We start from the raw sequence: 17414 nt of genomic DNA, 5'->3' as shown, positions 1-17414 counted from the left end.
TTTATACATGGGAGGGAACACTTATGAAGTACGGTATTGCCATTTTTCCATCAAAAAAACTGCAGGATTCAGTCAACTCTTACCGAAAGCGCTATGATCCCAATTACGCTTTGATTCCGCCTCACTTGACGCTTAAACAGCCATTTGAAGCGACAGAAGAGCAGCTAAGGGACATTTCAAGAGAACTGCGTCAGATTGCACAAAGAATGCAGCCGCTCTCACTTTCTATCAGAAAATTCAGTTCCTTTTCACCAGTAAACAACGTCATTTATCTTAAAGTTGAACCGACAGAAGAAATCCTGAATCTGTATGATGCTCTTCATGGAGAATATTTCTCACATATTGAGCCTGAATATGCCTTTGTTCCTCATATTACGATTGGTCAAAATCTGTCTGATGATGAGCATTCAGATGTGCTTGGCCGCCTGAAAATGACAGATTTTCAGCATGAAGAAACTGTTGACCGCTTCCATCTCCTCTATCAGCTGGAAAATGGATCATGGACGGTTTATGAGACATTTCTTCTTGGAAAGGAAGGTCTGTAAGTGATCGCAAGAATTGTGAAGTCAGATGAAGAATTGCAGGACGCCTATGATGTCCGAACAAAAGTATTTGTAGAAGAACAGCATGTGCCTGAGGAAGAAGAAATCGATCAGTTTGAAAGAGAAGCTTCTCACGTTGTTTTATATGACGGAGACAAACCAGTTGGTGCAGGACGTTTTCGCATCCTGAACGGCATCGGCAAAATTGAACGAATTTGCGTGCTTCCTGATTACCGTTCTAAAGGCGCAGGCAAAATCATCATGGAAAAACTTGAAGAGATCGCTGCTTCAAAAGAAATGCAGACCCTAAAGCTGAATGCACAAACACATGCAGAGCCTTTCTATGAGAAGCTTGGCTATAACACCATTTCAAAAGAAACATTTTTAGATGCAGGCATTCCGCATGTTACGATGGTAAAAGAAATAAAAGCTTAAAAAACAGCTAACGGGTTGAGTTTTTAAGGCGATAAAACAGCAAAATAAAGAAGAAAACGGGTACTACATTGCACTGTGCAAGTGGTATCCGTTTTTTTGTTGTGATTATTTGTTCTTAGGGTTTCTTTGAGTACTCAAAACCATGGAGTGAGATCTTTTGAGGAATCATTTACCTTCTTTGAGTACTCAAAAACAAGGAGTTGACTTTTTTGAGGACTCATACACCTCCTTTGAGTACTCAAAACCCTGAAGTTGGCTTTTTTGAGGAATCATATACCTTCTTTGAGTACTCAAAATCCTGGAGCTGGCTTTTTTGAGGACTCATACACCTTCTTTGAGTACTCAAAACCCTGGAGTTGGCTCTTTTGAGGACTCATACACCTTCTTTGAGTACTCAAAACCCTGGAGCTGGCTCTTTTGAGGACTCATACACCTTTTTTGAGTACTCAAAACCCTGGAGTTGACTTTTTTGAGGAATCATACACCTTCTTTGAGTACTCAAAACCCTGGAGCTGGCTTTTTTGAGTACTCATTCACCTTCTTTGAGTACTCAAAAACCTGGAGCTGGCTTTTTTAAGTACTCATACACCTTCTTTGAGTACTCAAAACCGTGGAGTTGACTTTTTTGAGGAATCATACACCTTCTTTGAGTACTCAAGACCATGGAGTTGGTTTTTTTGAGTACTCATTCACCTTCTTTGAGTACTCAAAACCTTGAAGTTGACTTTTTTGAGGACTCATACACCTTCTTTGAGTACTCAAAACCCTGGAGTTGGTTTTTTTGAGTACTCATTCACCTTCTTTGAGTACTCAAAACCTTGAAGTTGACTTTTTTGAGGAATCATACGCCTTCTTTGAGTACTCAAGCCCATGGAGCTGGCTTTTTTGAGGACTCATACACCTTCTTTGAGTACTCAAAACCATGGAGTGAGCTCTTTTGAGGACTCATACACCTTCTTTGAGTACTCAAAACCATGGAGTGAGCTCTTTTGAGGACTCATACACCTTCTTTGAGTACTCAAACCCATGGAGTTGACTTTTTTGAGTACTCATTCACCTTCTTTGAGTACTCAAAACCCTGAAGTTGGCTCTTTTGAAGAATCATACACCTTCTTTGAGTACTCAAGCCCATGGAGATGGCTTTTTTGAGTACTCATACACCTTCTTTGAGTACTCAAAACCCTGGAACTGGCTCTTTTGAGGAATCATACACCTTCTTTGAGTACTCAAAACCCTGGAACTGGCTCTTTTGAGGAATCATACACCTTCTTTGAGTACTCAAAAACCTGGAGCTGGCTTTTTTAAGTACTCATACACCTTCTTTGAGTACTCAAAACCATAGAGTGTTCTTTGAGTACTCAAAACTCTGGAGCTGGCTCTTTTGAGGAATCATACACCATATTTGAGTACTCAAAACCCTGGAGCGGGCTTTTTTGAGGACTCATACACCATATTTGAGTACTCAAAACCCTGGAGTTGGCTCTTTTGAGGAGTCATACACCTTCTTTGAGTACTCAAAACCCTGGAGCTTGCTTTTTTGAGTACTCATACACCCTCTTTGAGTACTCAAAACCCTGAAGTGGGCTTTTTTGAGGACTCATAAACATTCTTTGAGTACTCAAAAACCTGGAGCTGGCTTTTTTAAGTACTCATACACCTTCTTTGAGTACTCAAAAACCTGAAGTTGGCTCTTTTGAGTACTCATTCACCTTCTTTGAGTACTCAAAACTCTGAAGTTGACTTTTTTGAGGAATCATACGCCTTCTTTGAGTACTCAAAAACAAGGAGTTGGCTTTTTTGAGTACTCAATCCCATGGAGAGGCTTTTTTAAGTACTCATACAAGCTAATACTTGATGCTGTCTTGTTTTTTAGAATTTAAATTCCAGCAGCATCAATTAATACCGATGTTTTAAGATTTCTTCTTCAATAAAAAAGGCCAAACCTGCACATGCTAACTTCATCTAATACGAGACAAGGTGACGCTATGGAGTTTTTACATACAGGTGTTGATTTAATCGTTGGTTTTTTCGGATTATTTTTTTTAACAAGAATTTTAGGTAAAACCCAAATTACCCAAATTACTACATTTGACTTCATTTCTGCTCTAGTACTTGGGGAGCTTGTAGGAAATGCCGTATTTGACGCCGATACCGGCATACTTAAAATACTCTTCGCCATTTCTGTATGGGGATCTCTTATTTATCTCCTTGAAATTATTACGCAAAAATGGAAAAACACGAGAGCCTTTTTAGAAGGAAGACCCACTATTATTATTCATCAGGGCAGAATTATTCGTGAGAGTTTAAAAGCAAGCAAGCTTGATCTCAATCAGCTTCAGCATCTGGTAAGAGCAAGAGGCGCATTTTCATTGAGTGAAGTAGCTTTTGCTGTTCTGGAAACAGATGGGACCGTAAACATCTTAAAAAAACCCGAATTTGAAATGCCGACGCGAAATGATTTTAGCATGTCGCAAGAAAAGGCTATTTTGCCTTTTTCAATGATTCTTGATGGTGAAGTCCTGCTTGATAATGTACAGGAAGCAGGATTTTCAGAAGAATGGCTGCAGGAAGAGCTCAAGAAGCAAAATATAAAGACCTACAAAGAGGTCTTATACGCTGAATGGCTTGAAGGAGAAGGGCTTTACCTTCAAAAAATGAATTAACTTTTTAAATAAAGGATGGCATCCTCAATCACCATTTCGGCTTTTTGATCTTTTATCAGCATCGTCGCGTATGCCATGATTGCCGTTCTAAACAGCAGCCATGATGAAAGGGATGATGGATTAACGCCAAAATGACGGCACATTTTTTGGATGACTTGTTCATGAGTATGAGGACTGCTTGAGAGAATGTCCAAAAGGACGGAGAGAACGTAATGATGATACTCTATATTTAGCTTGACCGTTTCTTGAAACGCTTCCTCATAATTCCCATGACCCGGCACCGCTCCGAGACATTCGATGGTTAAAAGTTTTTCTAAGGATTTAAGTGTATCTTCGGCGTCTATGATGTAAGGAATCTTATGTTTTTTTATCTGTTCTGCACCAAAATAGGCGTCCGCAGCAAATAATATGCCGTCCGCTATCACGCCAAACTGCATAAGACTGTGACCGGGGAATGCCATGCATTCAAATAATACATCGCCAAATTGGTGTTTTCCTTCCGTTACCACTTCATCAATGATAATAGGTGCCCCTTCCAGAAATTTGTTCCGCAGCTCAGGGAGGGGCTTGTTGCCTTGAAATAAATAAAGCGGTTCTAATATCGGATTGGTTAATATGGCTGCCTCTTCTTTTGAAGCGTATGTATGAACTGGATGATTTTCCTGAATATATGCAGCGCCGCCGTAATGGTCGGCGTGAGCATGCGTGATAAATAAATGGCTTAATGGAAAGCCTTGGGCTGTTAATTGCCTGCAGACTTTTTTTGCTGTTTGAGGATCCAGTCCTGCGTCAATAAGCATGCCATAATTGCTGCTCATGATATAGCCGATATTAACGGCACCTTGAAAATAAAAGCATTTTTCCGTTAGTTTGATGCATTTCATGACATACCCCTTTTGACTAAGTCTTTTCAAATCGATTCGTTAAACAGACGTCCATTCCCTGTCAAAGTTTTCAAATAAACCTCACTTAGCCGCTTTGTCCGTTTTGACTGATTCAGCATATGGTCAAATTTCTTCTCTTCCTTCCTCGATCTGGTGTTTAGTTCAATTCGCGCGACAGTTGATAATTCTGCATAATCCGGCTTTTGCCTGACCATCCGATTGGTGTACTGCACATATTGATCTATAAGAATTGGTGCTGCGTAACTCACCTTCATCACCCCTGTCAGTATCTATTCCCATTATTTCGTGCTCTAAAACGAATGTTCCTTCCCCTTTTTTGTTTTGCTTCCTTTTGATAAGATAGAGCTTGTGTGTCTTTATTTATAAAGGTACGCATTTTACTGTGAAATTATGGGAGGACTTTCGTTGATTTGCGGAAAATTTAAAGATGAATTTATACAGCTCCCTTACTTGGCCAGAGAACGTTTTCAGCAGGTCTATGAAGCAAGCCTTCATGGAAAAGTAACATGCGCATGCTGTAATCAGCCATTAAAGCTATACTTAGGCATCAAACAAAAACCTTATTTTTATCATGCTGATCATGCGATACATGAACAATGTGAACAATACAGCGAAACGATTCAGCAGGCTGCTGCCTCAAAAGAGATCGTTTATAAAGAAACAAACGGTTTCCGTATGCCTGCCCAAAGAGCCATAGGCGGGGATCAGCCTAAAAAAGAAACTGCCTGGAAGCCTTACCAGCTTGCAAAACTCGGACAAACACCCTTGCGTGCAAAAGAAAAAACGGCTGCAAAAAGCATTCTGGAAGTAAAGCTTGATGATACACAGCTTGAAGCTGTTACTACTATTGACGGTCCGCTTCTTGTTCTCGCTGGCGCCGGGAGCGGCAAAACCCGTGTTTTAACCACACGCGCTCTTTACATGATGGAGGAACAGCAAATAAACCCAGCCTCCATTATGCTTGTCACCTTCACTTCAAAGGCCGCACAGGAAATGAAACACCGTTTAAATGAATATGCCGCATCGCCTTCATCAGGAAGGCTGGTTTGCGGTACCTTCCACAGCATTTTTTACAAAATATTGATGCACAGTGATCCCGAAAGATGGAATGGTCAGCACTTAATTAAATGGGACTGGCAGAAAGAGCAGTACATAAAATCCGCCGGACGCGAGCTTGGTCTAAATGAAAAAGAGTTTCCATACGATCAGGCTCTGCAGCAGATTAGCTTTTGGAAAAATACGTTTCTCTCTAACCGCGGCATTAAGCCTGAAACAGAATGGGAAGAACAGGCCTTATTTCTATACGAAAAATATGAAGAAATGAAGAGCGCTCAGAACCAGTTCGATTTTGATGATATGCTGATCAAATGCTACGAGCTTTTAGCAGAAAATCCTGATCTGCTTGCCCAATATCAAAACCGATTCCGTTATTTTCTCGTGGATGAGTTCCAGGACATTAATCCCGTTCAGTACGAGCTGCTAAAAATGCTGTCATCTCACACAAATCAGCTTTGTGTTGTCGGCGATGATGATCAATCTATTTATGCATTCAGGGGCAGCGATCCTTCTTTTATTCTGAATTTCAAAAGTGATTTTCCTGACGCGAAAATTGTGACACTTGCAGAAAATTACCGGTCAAGCCATGAAATCGTTTCAAGCGCCAATTCTGTTATTTCTAAAAATAAACAGCGCCACCAAAAAGCCATGAACGCACAATATCAAAATGAGGCACCTCCGCTCTTCTTTTTTCCTCATGATGAAGAAGAGGAAGCGACGCTAGTTGTGAATGACATGAAGGAAAAGCTTGAAAACGGAGCAAAACCGGGTGAGTTTGCCGTCCTGTACCGGACCCATACGGCAGGCCGCGCCATTTTCGAGCGGCTCGCTCAATCGAGCATTCCTTTTACGATTGAACAGGAAGGCCTTTCTTTTTACGAAAGGAGAATGGTTAAGGGGCTGCTTGCTTACTTAAGGCTTGGGATGAACCCTGATGATTCTGCAGCCATCGTCCATGTGATGAGCGCCCTGTTCATAAAACAGAGTGCCCTGAACGACTTAAAGGCTTTTTCCATCACACACGATTGCACATTTGTTGAAGCGCTGACCAAACTAGATTCCCTTCAGCCTTTTCAAAAGGCAAAAATCAAGCGGATTGTCCCTATGTTTGCAAAATTGAAAGCATTAAAGCCGACAGCTGCCATTGATATGATTGAAAAAGATATGGGGTTCTCTGACTTTTTGAAAAAAAGAGGCAATGAAGGGAATGCCATTGAAAAAGGCTCGGACGATCTGAAAGATTTAAGAGTGCTTGCCAATAAATTCGATACGATCGCAGAACTTCTTGCGCATGTCGAGCATATGACAGCCAAATCGAAAGAATGGAAACAAAAGCGGGAACCCCATGCCGTTCAGTTGATGACGGTGCACCGGGCGAAGGGCTTAGAGTATGAACATGTCTATATTTTAGGTGCTGTAGACGGAGGCCTTCCGCATGATTTCGCCCTGGACTCCTTCCGAAAAGGCGATGAAAAGCCAATTGAAGAAGAACGCCGCTTAATGTATGTCGCCATGACACGTGCTAAATCTTCTCTGTCTGTTTCTGTACCTCAATACAGACGGGGACGGAAAGCGATTCCGTCACGCTTTATCAGAGGATTGATGGTTTAGAGTTTGAGGCAATCAGCGGAAAATCATGATTCTTTCAGCCAACCCGCTAATGGAACGGCCTCTCCAGATTTGGAGAGGCCGTTTTCTTATTTCTTATTAATCATCTTAGAAATTGTTCCAAAGTCCAGCTTCTCTTTTCCATTCACAATGCTGTTTACGATTTTGTCTTCCATTTCTTTATTAACTGGTTTATTAGCAATTTGAGAGACGCGGCGAATGACGCTGCGGACGGTTTGTTCATCTTGGAAATTGGCATTTTGAAGGGAGTTTGCAAGATCCAATACTTCCTTCATATTGACGCCTGTTTTCTTTTCAAGATTTTTAAAGAAGTGATTATCCATGTTTGTTGCCTCCTTTACGATGATATATCCTATGAAGCTCTGTATCTGATGTGCTTATCTTTTTTAAAATAGGAAAGTACGGACAATAATGCCCGTACTTCCCTTTTTATCACGTATAGAATTGCTTAGCAGTGGAAGAAAGAAGTACCTACGATGATCAATAAGATGAACAACACTACGATTAAAACGAATGTTGAACCGTAGTATCCTCCGCCTTGGTAACCTCCGCCGTAGCCACATCCGCCATAGTATCCGTAACCCATATCTTAGCCACCTCCTTCTATCTTTCGTCTATACAGCATATGACAGTGATACAGTTTTGGTTGGACAAATGAGCAGGTCAAGTGCGGAAATTTAAGACTTTAGGTGCTTTTCCTGAGCTGTCATCCATCTCTCTGCTTCATTTGCCATCTGTTCCATGCGTTTTTCAAAGCAGCCTGCAGATTTTTCAAGATCTAATAGATCCTTTTCCTTCTGGTTCATCCATTTTGAATGCTTTACCTGGTTCTCATCATGGCGGCCATACATCCCATCAAGAAACTTTTCGAATTTCCCGCTAATCTTTCCCAAATCACTCACCTCATCTATTAACCTATTCAGGATTTAAAGGATTTGCTTTTGGTTTAAAAGCCGCTTGCCTGCAGAGTGCTTAAGATTTATTCCAGAAAATAAAAATCCTCTGCAAAATGCAGAGGACTTTTATCATTTATTTAATCTCTGACAATCATCTTCTTCTTGCCGCAGCCGCAGCCTGTTTTCTTCATGCTGCCATAAGTCTGCTGATTATAGTGGGAAGAGCCATAAAAGACGGCTGAATTTGATTTTGGCGCTTTCGTTGCTTTTTTATTTAGCATGATAATCCTCCCTTACGTTTCTTGCTTATAATCTATGTCACAAACCATCCCTTTGACTTCAGCAAAAGAACTAAAATTAAAAGCGGGACACCAGGTAAGTCATTTATTTAAGAGTATGTTATTCTTTCGGTTTATCGTCATCTTTTGAAGCTTGATTTTTCAGGTTGCTGATAAACCATGAGTCATAATATTTATCTTCCTGCGCAGAATCTGTTTTTTCTTTTGCATCTTTATTTTTTGTAAGCAATTCAAATAGAACGAGATTTTCTCCTTCAAGATGATTGAGTTTTGCCTTTAGTTCTTTATTTTCTCTGCGCAGTTCATTGTAAGAACCATCCTCTTCATAATCCAGCAGCTGGGCCCGCGTATGTGAAAGTTCTCTTTGCAAGTAAGAGATCCGCGCTTTTAGAGCTTTTACGTTTTCTGTCTGTTGATTTGTCACAATCCTCTCTCCCATCCATATATTAAATTATTCCCTTACTACTAAGAGATTCAGCCTTCAGAGGTTTTATGCAGGAAACTGACATTCACCTAAAATTCCGCTCATATCACGGCACACAAATTGGGAAAAAACATACTATACATTAGTCCCGACACCTAATGTATCTGTTCATTAAATTGGACGGGAGAAATTAAGATAGGAGGAAAACAACAGTGAGTCAATCTAGAAAAGAAAAAGTTTGTATTAAGACGCGTAAAGTTTACGACTGGGTTACACGTCCAGTAGAGCTGCCTCTAATCAGTGTGAACGATAATGAATTAGATAAAATATTTGACTGCGACGGCAAAACAGACGATATTTGCAGGTTCTTAAAGAAACAGGGCCATACAAGAGACGTAACAGTAAACTGCTTCCTAAGTGATAAAGACGGTGATCGCATTGATCCAAACGAGAAAAGCAAGTCATTTCTCTGCATGGAGATTTCACCGGTTGACAAACGACAAGATGTAACAGTAAACCTTCCAAACGGGGACGAAGTTACTTTGCAGAAAGTAAAAGTTCTTGTTAAAGGCTTTGTAACAGTTGAACTCTTAGATGCAAATGACATGGTTATTTGTGAATCAAAACCAATTCCGTTTGCTACAGCTCAAACATTCATCCTTTGTGCTCCAGAAGGAACTGAACTTGACTGCCATGTTAACTTCTTTGAGTGCGATGCAACTTTAGTTTGCACAGACGTGTTCTCACAACTTGATGTATCCATTTCATTCTGCTTAGATATCCAAATGGAAGCTGACGTGAAACTAGAAGTGGAAGCTAAAATCTGCAAGCCGCGTGAAGAGTTAACAGAAGCAATCAATGCATGCGACAACAACAAATTCCCGCCGCAATGCCCTGAAATCTTCCCAGTACACTAATTAAACTAAGATGGCTGTTATCACATACAGCCTCTTATTTTTTTGTTTTATATGCAGGTACCAAGAAATGATTTGATGCTTTCCTTCATACATATGCTTTAGGGAGTTCAGAAAGGAGCTGCAAAAATGAAAAAGCAAGAAAAGCCCAATTCCGGTGAGCGCTCTCTTCAGCTGCAGCAGCAAATTCTGCATTACCGTTCTGAACTAAGCCGTATGCAGCAGCTTGTCAATGATGCAGAAAATCAAGTAAAGAAAGAGCTCATCCGGAATCAGTATTTGCAGGAAAAACTCAACGAAGCACTCCATACCCACACCGATCAGTTTGAAAAAGAGGTGTTTAAGCTTGAGAAAAAAGTGCTCACACTAGAAGTCGCTCTTGAGGAAGAAAAAAAACGGACAGCTGATCTGCGCAAAAAAATACTGATGCAGGAAGATCAGGCAAAACCAGCTGTCATAGAACCGGTTGTGCAAGCAAGCGCCCACTTTCAGGCTTCCATCCTCCTTCCTCAGGAAGAAGATGACAACTTGACTGTATTTGGAGACTTCATCATAAAAAATACCGGCAATCAGCCTCTGCATCAGCCGATTATCTGTATACAAATTACACCGCTTCTCTTTGGATCATTAAGCGGAAAAATCATCCTGCAGCGAAAAATGGATGATACAAAAGTTTACGAAGATGCTGCAAATAATCATTGGAAACACGTCCATGAAAATTGGCGTGAGCGAATCCGCAGCGACAATCAATACTGGCTCCAGCCTTTAAGCGATGCACCAATTAAACCAAATGATCATCTAGTTTTCTCAAGTTTCGAAATATCCTTCCCAAAACCAGACAGCCGTCCCATAACCGTAAATGGCTTTGTTTACACCAAAGAACTGCAGAGAGGAGTGCCCTCGTTAAACAAAATTTCGATTCAATAAAGAAAAGCGGAGCCGACTGATCAGACTCGGGCAGACAGATAAGAATTCTCCCGAAAAGTCCGGGTTTGACTTTTTGGGGGAATTTGTTCTGGCCGAGGGGCTAGGAGGCGGAGCTGGACAATAAAGAAAAGCGGAGCCGCCCGTTTAGCGCAGGAAGACAGATAAGGACCAGACAGGAAAAATACTCTTTTTAGCCCGCCCCAAGGATTATGTGCAAAGAATACAAAAAAGAGTCTAGCGGCATAGACTCTTTTTTTAGAAGATTAATTTTTCAATGATAGATTCAAGAATCGCTGCACAGCCTGCGATCGCCAGTATGAGTATTAGCGGAGAGGCGAGGTCCTGCATGTTAATGAAAATAATATACAGAAAGGCAGAAGTCCAAATACCCGTGCACCAGTAACAGCTGAGCAATTCGCCGATCCACCTCTGCAGCCCCTCTCCCTTTATTTCAATATAGGAAAATTTGCTTCCATCCGGTAAAACTTCTTCTGCTTCCTTATGAAAGGGCCTTCTGATAAAAGCTGTTATTTTATCATAAACAAGCAATCTGGTAAGCCTGAAGCTCGCTAAAAACAGTAAGATAAAGTCGATCCATCCAATCATATATTTCTCCTTCTCTGCATTGAATAATGATACATTTTATGAAAGGTCAGGGTGTTTATGACTGAAGTTCGCGTTTACTGGTTAAATATCCATACTTTCTGGGGAGGTGTTACATATACTGTTTAATAAATGAAGCATCGAAGGAGGATATTATGAGAAAAGTAATCTTTTTTAACTTTGAAGAATCAAATAATATAAAACAAAAATTGGCCGGATTAACAGAGGGAGATGAAGTAAATGTTCATCTCGGGGAAAAAATTCATTATGAAGCTGCCTTCAAATCATACAATTCAAAAGATGAAACAGCAGCTTTTATCATCGACCGTTTTTATGAAAATGGAGGAGAACTCGTTACTTTCCATTTAGATGAAATTACTGGACTTGAGCTTCCGCTCAGTGAAGATGCTGTTGAAGGAGAGGATGAGTAAATAGCTGTAGATAAAAGCTCTACCTAGTATGAGGGGGATGGATTCTTGTCAGATAAAGAGATCATACCAGTACAATACTTAAAAACATTGGAAGGAAATTATGCCCAGCTGTTTTTATTCAGTGATGGGAATCATTATGTGGTTAAATTTCATATGGTGAGGAAATACCGCAAACGGGAAATCGTAAATGAATGGCTTACAGCAAAGCTTGCCCATCTTCTTGATTTGCCTGGTTTGCCTATTAAGGTTGTTCATATTCCTGAAGACTCTCTGGCAGATATACCTCCATACCGCTATTCCTCATATAAGCCAGGTAATCATGTGGCTTTTCCATATCTGACAAATGTAAAATCTTATGCAGAGCTTGCGATGCCTCCGCAAAAAGAAAACCTGGTAAATATGAAGGACCTGGCGGGAATGCTCGTGTTTGATCAGTGGGTGAACAACAATGACCGCAGCCGGACAAATATACTGTTTGAAGAAAAAGAAAACGGAACCTATTTCTTCTGGATGATTGATCATGGCAGATGTTTTCCGGGCATGTATGAATGGAATGAAGAAACCCTTTCTAAAGAGCCTGTTTACCGCGTTAACATGCCTGTATACAAATGGGCTAGTTCTCTTCTTAAGGATCCCTTTTTGCTTTATGATTTCAGTGAAAAAATGAGAAATGTAAAGCAAGAGGAAATTTGGGAAATTCTCGCAGAAATCCCATCAGATTGGAATGTCACGAAGCAGGAAAAAGAGAAGCTGCTTGCCTTTTTAAAAAGAGAGGGATTGCATGAGGTTCCTCAGCTTATCATGGATGCAAACAGCAATTACTTTGGCACCTAGTCAGGTGTTTTTTTATTGGGTAAGAAAGATAGCCGCACTCGGCGCCATAATCCTCAGACTGAATGGATCCTCCATGCCTGCGCTTGCCAAGGCACTTGGGCTTTTCTTAACGGCAGCAGAAAAAAACGCAGATTTCTCTCTGCGTTTATTTCCAATTCCTCTTAAGAAATTTTTCATACATTTCATGCTGCTTAATCAGCTGTTTTTTCAAGTCGAATTGTTCTTCAATCACATGTCTTGCAGCATGGGTATAGTCACTCCATGTTTCTTGTGAACGGAGGAATGATTCAATTCCGTCCGAGAGCTGCTGAACATTTCTTTCTTCAATTAAATAGCCTGTGCGAAGATGAGAGATTAGCTCAGGTATTCCTGCATGCCTGGTTGATATCACTGGCAGACCAATCGCCATCGCTTCTTTAATAGCATTTGGAATGCCTTCCACATCTCCGTTTTGGGCTATTTCACTCGGCAAACAAAAGAGGTGTGCTTTTTTCAGTTCTTCAGCTATATCAAACAAGCTCATTTTTCCTAATAAAAACACAGCATCCGTTAGATGCAGTTCCCCGATCAGCGCTTCGAGATTAGCTCTCTCCTTTCCTCCTCCGATGATTTTAAGCTTAATATTCGGATATGTTTCATGGACCGACTTAAAAGCTCGTATCAGTATATCATGCCCCTTTTTTTGAACCAGTCTTCCGACTGAAATGATGACAAATTCCCCATCAGCAGGTTTGCGTCGTTCTTGAAATGGAAAAACATCCAGGTCAATTCCTCCATACAGAACATTTATTTTGCTGCTTGGAACCCCAAGCTTCAGAAGCTCATTTCCAAGATATTCACAAACCGGCACGAATAAACTGTCATGATTGACAATTGAACGGTAGCGCGAAAAGTTTCTATTATACAGCGCTTCGCTTTGTGCTGAACCGTCAGAACCGCGGATGCTGACTATAAATGGAAGGTTATGCTGCATAGCAAGCGGAAAGACATCAACGGCATGCTTGCCATGATGTGCATGAATGGCTGCTACCCTCTGTTCTTTAAAAAAGGCATTCAGATCCGGAATCTCATTTATATTATAAAAAGAATCTAAGGGGAAATCCGTGTCCTGCTTCCTTTGAAATGGACCGATTACAATAGTGCGGTACTGCCCTTGATAAACCATTTGATTATATATAAAGCGCTGATTGATTTTCACATCTTCCATTAAATAATGCGCAATTGTTTCCATCTGAGAAGATTCACTCCTCTGCTCAAGGTAAAGATAAGAATTCTTCTACCTCACCGCTCTTCATTTTTTTATGTTGTAGCCTATTCACAAGATGCCCTGAATGTAATTTGTCCCTGTGAAAAGGCCCTTTTATGAGTTTTTTCTCATCAGCTGTAACCTTTCATGCTTGTTTCATAATAGGCTATGGGAGATGGTGTTTAGAAAGGGGTTTCTACTATGAATGTTTGCGTGATTGGCGCTGGCTATGTTGGCTTAACAACTGCAGCAGTTCTCTCAGATCTTGGTCATCACGTTACATGCATCGATCAGGACACTGATAAGATTGCATCGTTGCAGAACGGCTCTATTCCAATTTTTGAACCTGATTTAGAAGATTGCGTCCAGAAAAATAAAAGCAGGCTCCGCTTTACTGACGATCTTTCATCAGGCTTAAGCAATACAGAAATCATTATTATGGCAGTAGGAACACCGTCCCTGCCGGATGGCAGCTCTAATTTAAGCTTTCTTTATAAAGCGATGATTGATGTGATGGACCATCTCGCTTCCTATAAAATAATCATGATAAAAAGTACAGTTCCTCCGGGCACCAATGCCGCAATCCTGAAATTTCTGAAAGAAAAAGGATATCAGCCTTCCCTATTTGATCTTGTTTCAAATCCGGAATTTTTGAGGGAAGGATCAGCTCTTCATGATATGAAGTTTCCTGATCGGATCGTTTATGGCTTAGCGGAAGAAAACGAGGATTTACTTGGTAAATTAAATGAACTCTATAAAGGAATTGAAGCGCCCGTCATCGTAACAAATTATGCTGGAGCAGAATTAATTAAATATGCTTCTAATGCATTTTTAGCTGCTAAAATCAGTTTTATAAATGAAGTCGCCCGGGTTTGTGAACTTTTTGGCGCGGATGTAACACATGTAGCTAAAGGGATCGGCCTGGATGCGCGAATTGGCCATTCTTTTTTGCAGGCAGGCATTGGGTACGGAGGCTCCTGTTTTCCAAAAGACTTAAAAGCGTTAAGCTTTACTGCTAAAAATAACGGGCTGCAGCCGCTCATACTGGATGCTGTTCAATCTGTAAATGCCACACAAATCAACGTCTATTTTGAGAAAATAAAAGCTTTGTTTCCGGCTCTGTCCTCTATGAAAATTGCCGTTCTTGGCATTTCTTTTAAGCCAAATACAGATGATATCCGGGAATCCCCAGCTGTTGCATTCATTAAAAAACTGCATGAATATGGATGTACAGTGTCTGCTTATGATCCCAAAGCAGCTTTGCCAAAAGAGCTCAGTATGGTTGAGCAGACTGAGACTCCTTATGAAGCTATTCTGAATGCAGATTTAATTGTTGTCGCAACGGATTGGAAGCAAATCATCGGCCTCGACTGGAAGCAGGTACGGCATATTATGAAAGGCAAAGCAGTAATCGATGCAAGAAATTGTCTTAATCCTGCTCTCATCAGGAATGCTGATTTAGATTATATTGGAGTTGGCCGACTATGAGAATTATTGTGACAGGATGCGCTGGATTTATTGGCTCTCATTTATGCGAAAAGCTGCTGGAACAAGAAGAAAATACAGTTATCGGGATTGATTGCTTTATCGGTCCCACACCAGGCTCTTTGAAAGATTTAAACGTATCTAATCTGCTGCCTCATCCTCGCTTTAAGCTGATTAAAGAATCAATCATGAATATTGACTGTGCCGACCTCCTGAAAAAAGCAGATATCGTCTATCACCTTGCAGGTATTCCTGGAGTAAGAGCAAGCTGGGGAAGGGATTTTTTCCCTTATACTGAAAATAATATCCTTGCTACACAGCGTTTATTGGAGGCTGCTAAGTCTGTAAGTCTCAAAAAGTTCATCTATGCTTCCACCTCGTCTATTTATGGATACAAACATGGAATGGTCTCTGAAGATGCGATGCCCGATCCGCTCTCGCCTTATGGGGTAACAAAGCTTGCAGGCGAGCATTTATGCTCCGTTTATCATCAGAACTTTAATGTTCCTGTTACGATTTTGCGCTATTTTACCGTGTACGGTCCAAGACAGCGGCCGGACATGGCCTTTCACCGCTTCTTTAAACAAATTCTAACGGATCAGCCGCTCACTCTATTTGGCGACGGCACTCAATCCCGTGATTTCACGTACATTGATGATTGCGTTAAAGGAACAGCCGCTGTCATGAACGCAGAGAATACCATCGGAAAAATTTTTAACATCGGCGGAAAGGAAAGAGCAGCCATTCATGAAATCATAAGTGAAATGGAAAAAATTACAGGAAAGAAAGCTGTCATTCGGTATTTAGATGCAGCTATCGGAGAACCGAAACACACTCATGCAGATATCTCTCACGCAGCGAGGGTGTTAGGCTATTCACCTGATATTTCCCTTAGCGAAGGGCTTATAAAAGAATTTGACTATATGAAGGTCATTTTAAAAGGAGAATCGCCATGAATCTCGCTTTTATCTGCACGGAAAAACTCCCCGCACCAGCTGTGAAAGGAGGTGCCATTCAGCTTATGCTGGACGGCATCTCCCCTTATTTCAGCCAAAAGTACAGCGTCACAATTTATTCGATTACAGACCCTCTTCTACCTGCTGAAAATACTGAAAATGGCATTTCATATATTCGTTTTCCAAGGTCATCCTTTCATGAGGAGACAGCACATAATCTAAAGGAAAAATCTTTTACACATATTCATGTTTTTAATCGCCCGAACGAAATTTGGAGATATAAACAGGCTTCCCCAGACAGCAAACTGATTCTCAGCCTGCATAACGATATGTTCTCAACGAGAAAACTAAAACCCAATCAGGCATTGACAGCCATTCAAGACTGCGATGCAATCACAACAGTGAGTGAATACATTAAACGCACTGTCACTGTCCGCTATCCGGAGGCAGAAGAAAAAACTCATGTTGTATACTCTGGTGTTGATTTTTCAAAGTTTTATCCAAGCGGGTCTCCTGAAGGCATCAAAATTAAGGATTTATGGAGGAATAAGTACGGACTGCAAAATAAAAAAGTGATCCTTTTTATCGGCAGATTAAGCCGGACTAAGGGACCCCACCTTTTAATAAGAGCGATGGAGGAAGTCATTAAAGAGCACCCTGACGCCGTTTTGGTCATTGTCGGAGGAAAATGGTTCAGTGAAAATGGAATAAATGAATATGTTCAGTACTTATACGATGAATCAGAGTCTTTAAAAAAACATATCCTATTTACAAAATATATACCTTCTGAAGAAATACCAAATGTACTTCTCATGGGAGATATGCTCGTATGCAGCTCGCAATGGCATGAACCTTTGGCGAGAATTCATTACGAGGCCATGGCAGCCGGTCTTCCAATCATAACGACAGATCGAGGAGGAAATTCAGAAGTCATTATCGATGAAATGAATGGCTATGTTATCAAAGAGTATGATCAGCCAAAGGCATTTGCAGCACATATCTCAGATTTGCTTACGAGCACTGCACTCTCTGCAGCTCTGGGGAAGAATGGCCGCCTTTATGCTGAAATGAATTTTTCATTTTTAAAGACAGCAGAAAAATTGGAGCAAATCTATTTAAATGCTTAAAAGAACCGGCTGAATGGCTGGTTCTTTTCATTTAGGGACGGC

At 40.8% G+C, this 17414-nt stretch carries 20 protein-coding genes; 11 read left to right on the top strand and 9 right to left on the bottom strand.

What is annotated here, in order from left to right:
• Window positions 1–23: 23 nt before the first annotated feature.
• From K8L98_RS06210 to K8L98_RS06200, 3 genes are all read left to right on the top strand, one after another.
• A complete protein-coding gene (locus K8L98_RS06210) occupies window positions 24–545 on the top strand; it encodes a YjcG family protein (RefSeq protein ID WP_223440475.1) in 522 nt (173 codons plus the stop codon).
• Window positions 546–977, top strand: coding sequence for a GNAT family N-acetyltransferase (locus K8L98_RS06205; RefSeq protein ID WP_223440474.1), 432 nt, complete (start codon window positions 546–548; stop codon window positions 975–977). It abuts the gene before it with no gap.
• Between the two features lie 1985 nt (window positions 978–2962).
• Complete coding sequence (locus tag K8L98_RS06200) at window positions 2963–3640, top strand: DUF421 domain-containing protein (RefSeq protein ID WP_223440472.1); 678 nt, start codon at window positions 2963–2965, stop codon at window positions 3638–3640.
• Here the strand turns inward: K8L98_RS06200 and K8L98_RS06195 are convergent.
• Both K8L98_RS06195 and K8L98_RS06190 read right to left on the bottom strand, forming a co-directional pair.
• Window positions 3637–4524, bottom strand: a complete 888-nt coding sequence (locus K8L98_RS06195; protein ID WP_223440470.1) for an MBL fold metallo-hydrolase — start codon at window positions 4522–4524, stop codon at window positions 3637–3639. The two genes, K8L98_RS06200 and K8L98_RS06195, sit on opposite strands and share 4 nt — an antisense overlap.
• A gap of 26 nt (window positions 4525–4550) precedes the next feature.
• The gene (locus K8L98_RS06190) at window positions 4551–4793 is read right to left on the bottom strand and encodes a hypothetical protein (RefSeq protein WP_223440468.1); all 243 of its coding nucleotides are present in this window, start codon (window positions 4791–4793) and stop codon (window positions 4551–4553) included.
• Between the two features lie 157 nt (window positions 4794–4950).
• On the opposite strand from K8L98_RS06190, the gene K8L98_RS06185 reads away from it, so the two are divergent.
• Window positions 4951–7212 carry an ATP-dependent helicase gene (locus K8L98_RS06185; RefSeq protein ID WP_223440466.1) on the top strand — a complete coding sequence of 754 codons (2262 nt, stop codon included), beginning with the start codon at window positions 4951–4953 and terminating at the stop codon, window positions 7210–7212.
• Between the two features lie 86 nt (window positions 7213–7298).
• Here K8L98_RS06185 and spoVIF read toward each other — a convergent pair whose 3' ends face one another.
• From spoVIF to K8L98_RS06160, 5 genes are all read right to left on the bottom strand, one after another.
• Complete coding sequence (gene spoVIF / locus K8L98_RS06180) at window positions 7299–7553, bottom strand: sporulation-specific transcription regulator SpoVIF (protein WP_223440464.1); 255 nt, start codon at window positions 7551–7553, stop codon at window positions 7299–7301.
• Between the two features lie 125 nt (window positions 7554–7678).
• Window positions 7679–7816, bottom strand: coding sequence for a YjcZ family sporulation protein (locus tag K8L98_RS06175; protein ID WP_223440462.1), 138 nt, complete (start codon window positions 7814–7816; stop codon window positions 7679–7681).
• 91 nt (window positions 7817–7907) lie between these two features.
• A complete protein-coding gene (locus K8L98_RS06170; RefSeq protein ID WP_223440461.1) occupies window positions 7908–8123 on the bottom strand; it encodes a hypothetical protein in 216 nt (71 codons plus the stop codon).
• A gap of 140 nt (window positions 8124–8263) precedes the next feature.
• A complete protein-coding gene (locus K8L98_RS06165; protein WP_223440460.1) occupies window positions 8264–8407 on the bottom strand; it encodes a hypothetical protein in 144 nt (47 codons plus the stop codon).
• Between the two features lie 118 nt (window positions 8408–8525).
• Window positions 8526–8849: a hypothetical protein gene (locus K8L98_RS06160; RefSeq protein WP_223440459.1), complete on the bottom strand. Its 324-nt coding sequence runs from the start codon at window positions 8847–8849 to the stop codon at window positions 8526–8528.
• 212 nt (window positions 8850–9061) lie between these two features.
• On the opposite strand from K8L98_RS06160, the gene K8L98_RS06155 reads away from it, so the two are divergent.
• Both K8L98_RS06155 and K8L98_RS06150 read left to right on the top strand, forming a co-directional pair.
• Entirely contained in the window at window positions 9062–9766 is a 705-nt protein-coding gene (locus K8L98_RS06155; protein WP_223440458.1) for a BMQ_0737 family morphogenetic spore coat protein, read from the top strand.
• A gap of 126 nt (window positions 9767–9892) precedes the next feature.
• Window positions 9893–10690, top strand: coding sequence for a hypothetical protein (locus K8L98_RS06150; protein WP_223440457.1), 798 nt, complete (start codon window positions 9893–9895; stop codon window positions 10688–10690).
• A 255-nt stretch (window positions 10691–10945) separates the two neighbouring features.
• Here the strand turns inward: K8L98_RS06150 and K8L98_RS06145 are convergent, their stop codons facing one another.
• Complete coding sequence (locus tag K8L98_RS06145) at window positions 10946–11296, bottom strand: DUF1360 domain-containing protein (RefSeq protein ID WP_223440456.1); 351 nt, start codon at window positions 11294–11296, stop codon at window positions 10946–10948.
• A gap of 152 nt (window positions 11297–11448) precedes the next feature.
• On the opposite strand from K8L98_RS06145, the gene K8L98_RS06140 reads away from it, so the two are divergent.
• Both K8L98_RS06140 and K8L98_RS06135 read left to right on the top strand, forming a co-directional pair.
• A complete protein-coding gene (locus K8L98_RS06140) occupies window positions 11449–11724 on the top strand; it encodes a hypothetical protein (RefSeq protein WP_223440455.1) in 276 nt (91 codons plus the stop codon).
• 45 nt (window positions 11725–11769) lie between these two features.
• Complete coding sequence (locus K8L98_RS06135) at window positions 11770–12558, top strand: HipA family kinase (RefSeq protein ID WP_223440453.1); 789 nt, start codon at window positions 11770–11772, stop codon at window positions 12556–12558.
• Window positions 12559–12703: 145 nt separating this feature from the next.
• Here K8L98_RS06135 and K8L98_RS06130 read toward each other — a convergent pair whose 3' ends face one another.
• Window positions 12704–13789, bottom strand: a complete 1086-nt coding sequence (locus K8L98_RS06130) for a glycosyltransferase (RefSeq protein WP_223440452.1) — start codon at window positions 13787–13789, stop codon at window positions 12704–12706.
• A gap of 216 nt (window positions 13790–14005) precedes the next feature.
• On the opposite strand from K8L98_RS06130, the gene K8L98_RS06125 reads away from it, so the two are divergent.
• Genes K8L98_RS06125 through K8L98_RS06115 form a run of 3 tightly spaced genes read left to right on the top strand, consistent with a single transcriptional unit; the run spans window position 14006 to window position 17372 of the window.
• A complete protein-coding gene (locus K8L98_RS06125; RefSeq protein ID WP_223440451.1) occupies window positions 14006–15292 on the top strand; it encodes a UDP-glucose dehydrogenase family protein in 1287 nt (428 codons plus the stop codon).
• Entirely contained in the window at window positions 15289–16245 is a 957-nt protein-coding gene (locus tag K8L98_RS06120; RefSeq protein WP_223440450.1) for an NAD-dependent epimerase/dehydratase family protein, read from the top strand. Before K8L98_RS06125 ends, K8L98_RS06120 begins: the two co-directional genes overlap by 4 nt.
• Window positions 16242–17372 (top strand): glycosyltransferase family 4 protein, encoded by a 1131-nt coding sequence (locus K8L98_RS06115; RefSeq protein ID WP_223440449.1) that lies wholly within the window; start codon window positions 16242–16244, stop codon window positions 17370–17372. Before K8L98_RS06120 ends, K8L98_RS06115 begins: the two co-directional genes overlap by 4 nt.
• The last annotated feature ends 42 nt before the right edge of the window (window positions 17373–17414 follow it).

The organism is Metabacillus dongyingensis (assembly GCF_019933155.2).
Classification (GTDB): domain Bacteria; phylum Bacillota; class Bacilli; order Bacillales; family Bacillaceae; genus Bacillus_P; species Bacillus_P dongyingensis.
The sequence above is the reverse complement of the archived record's forward strand: the minus strand, read 5'-3'. Positions and strand labels throughout refer to the sequence as shown.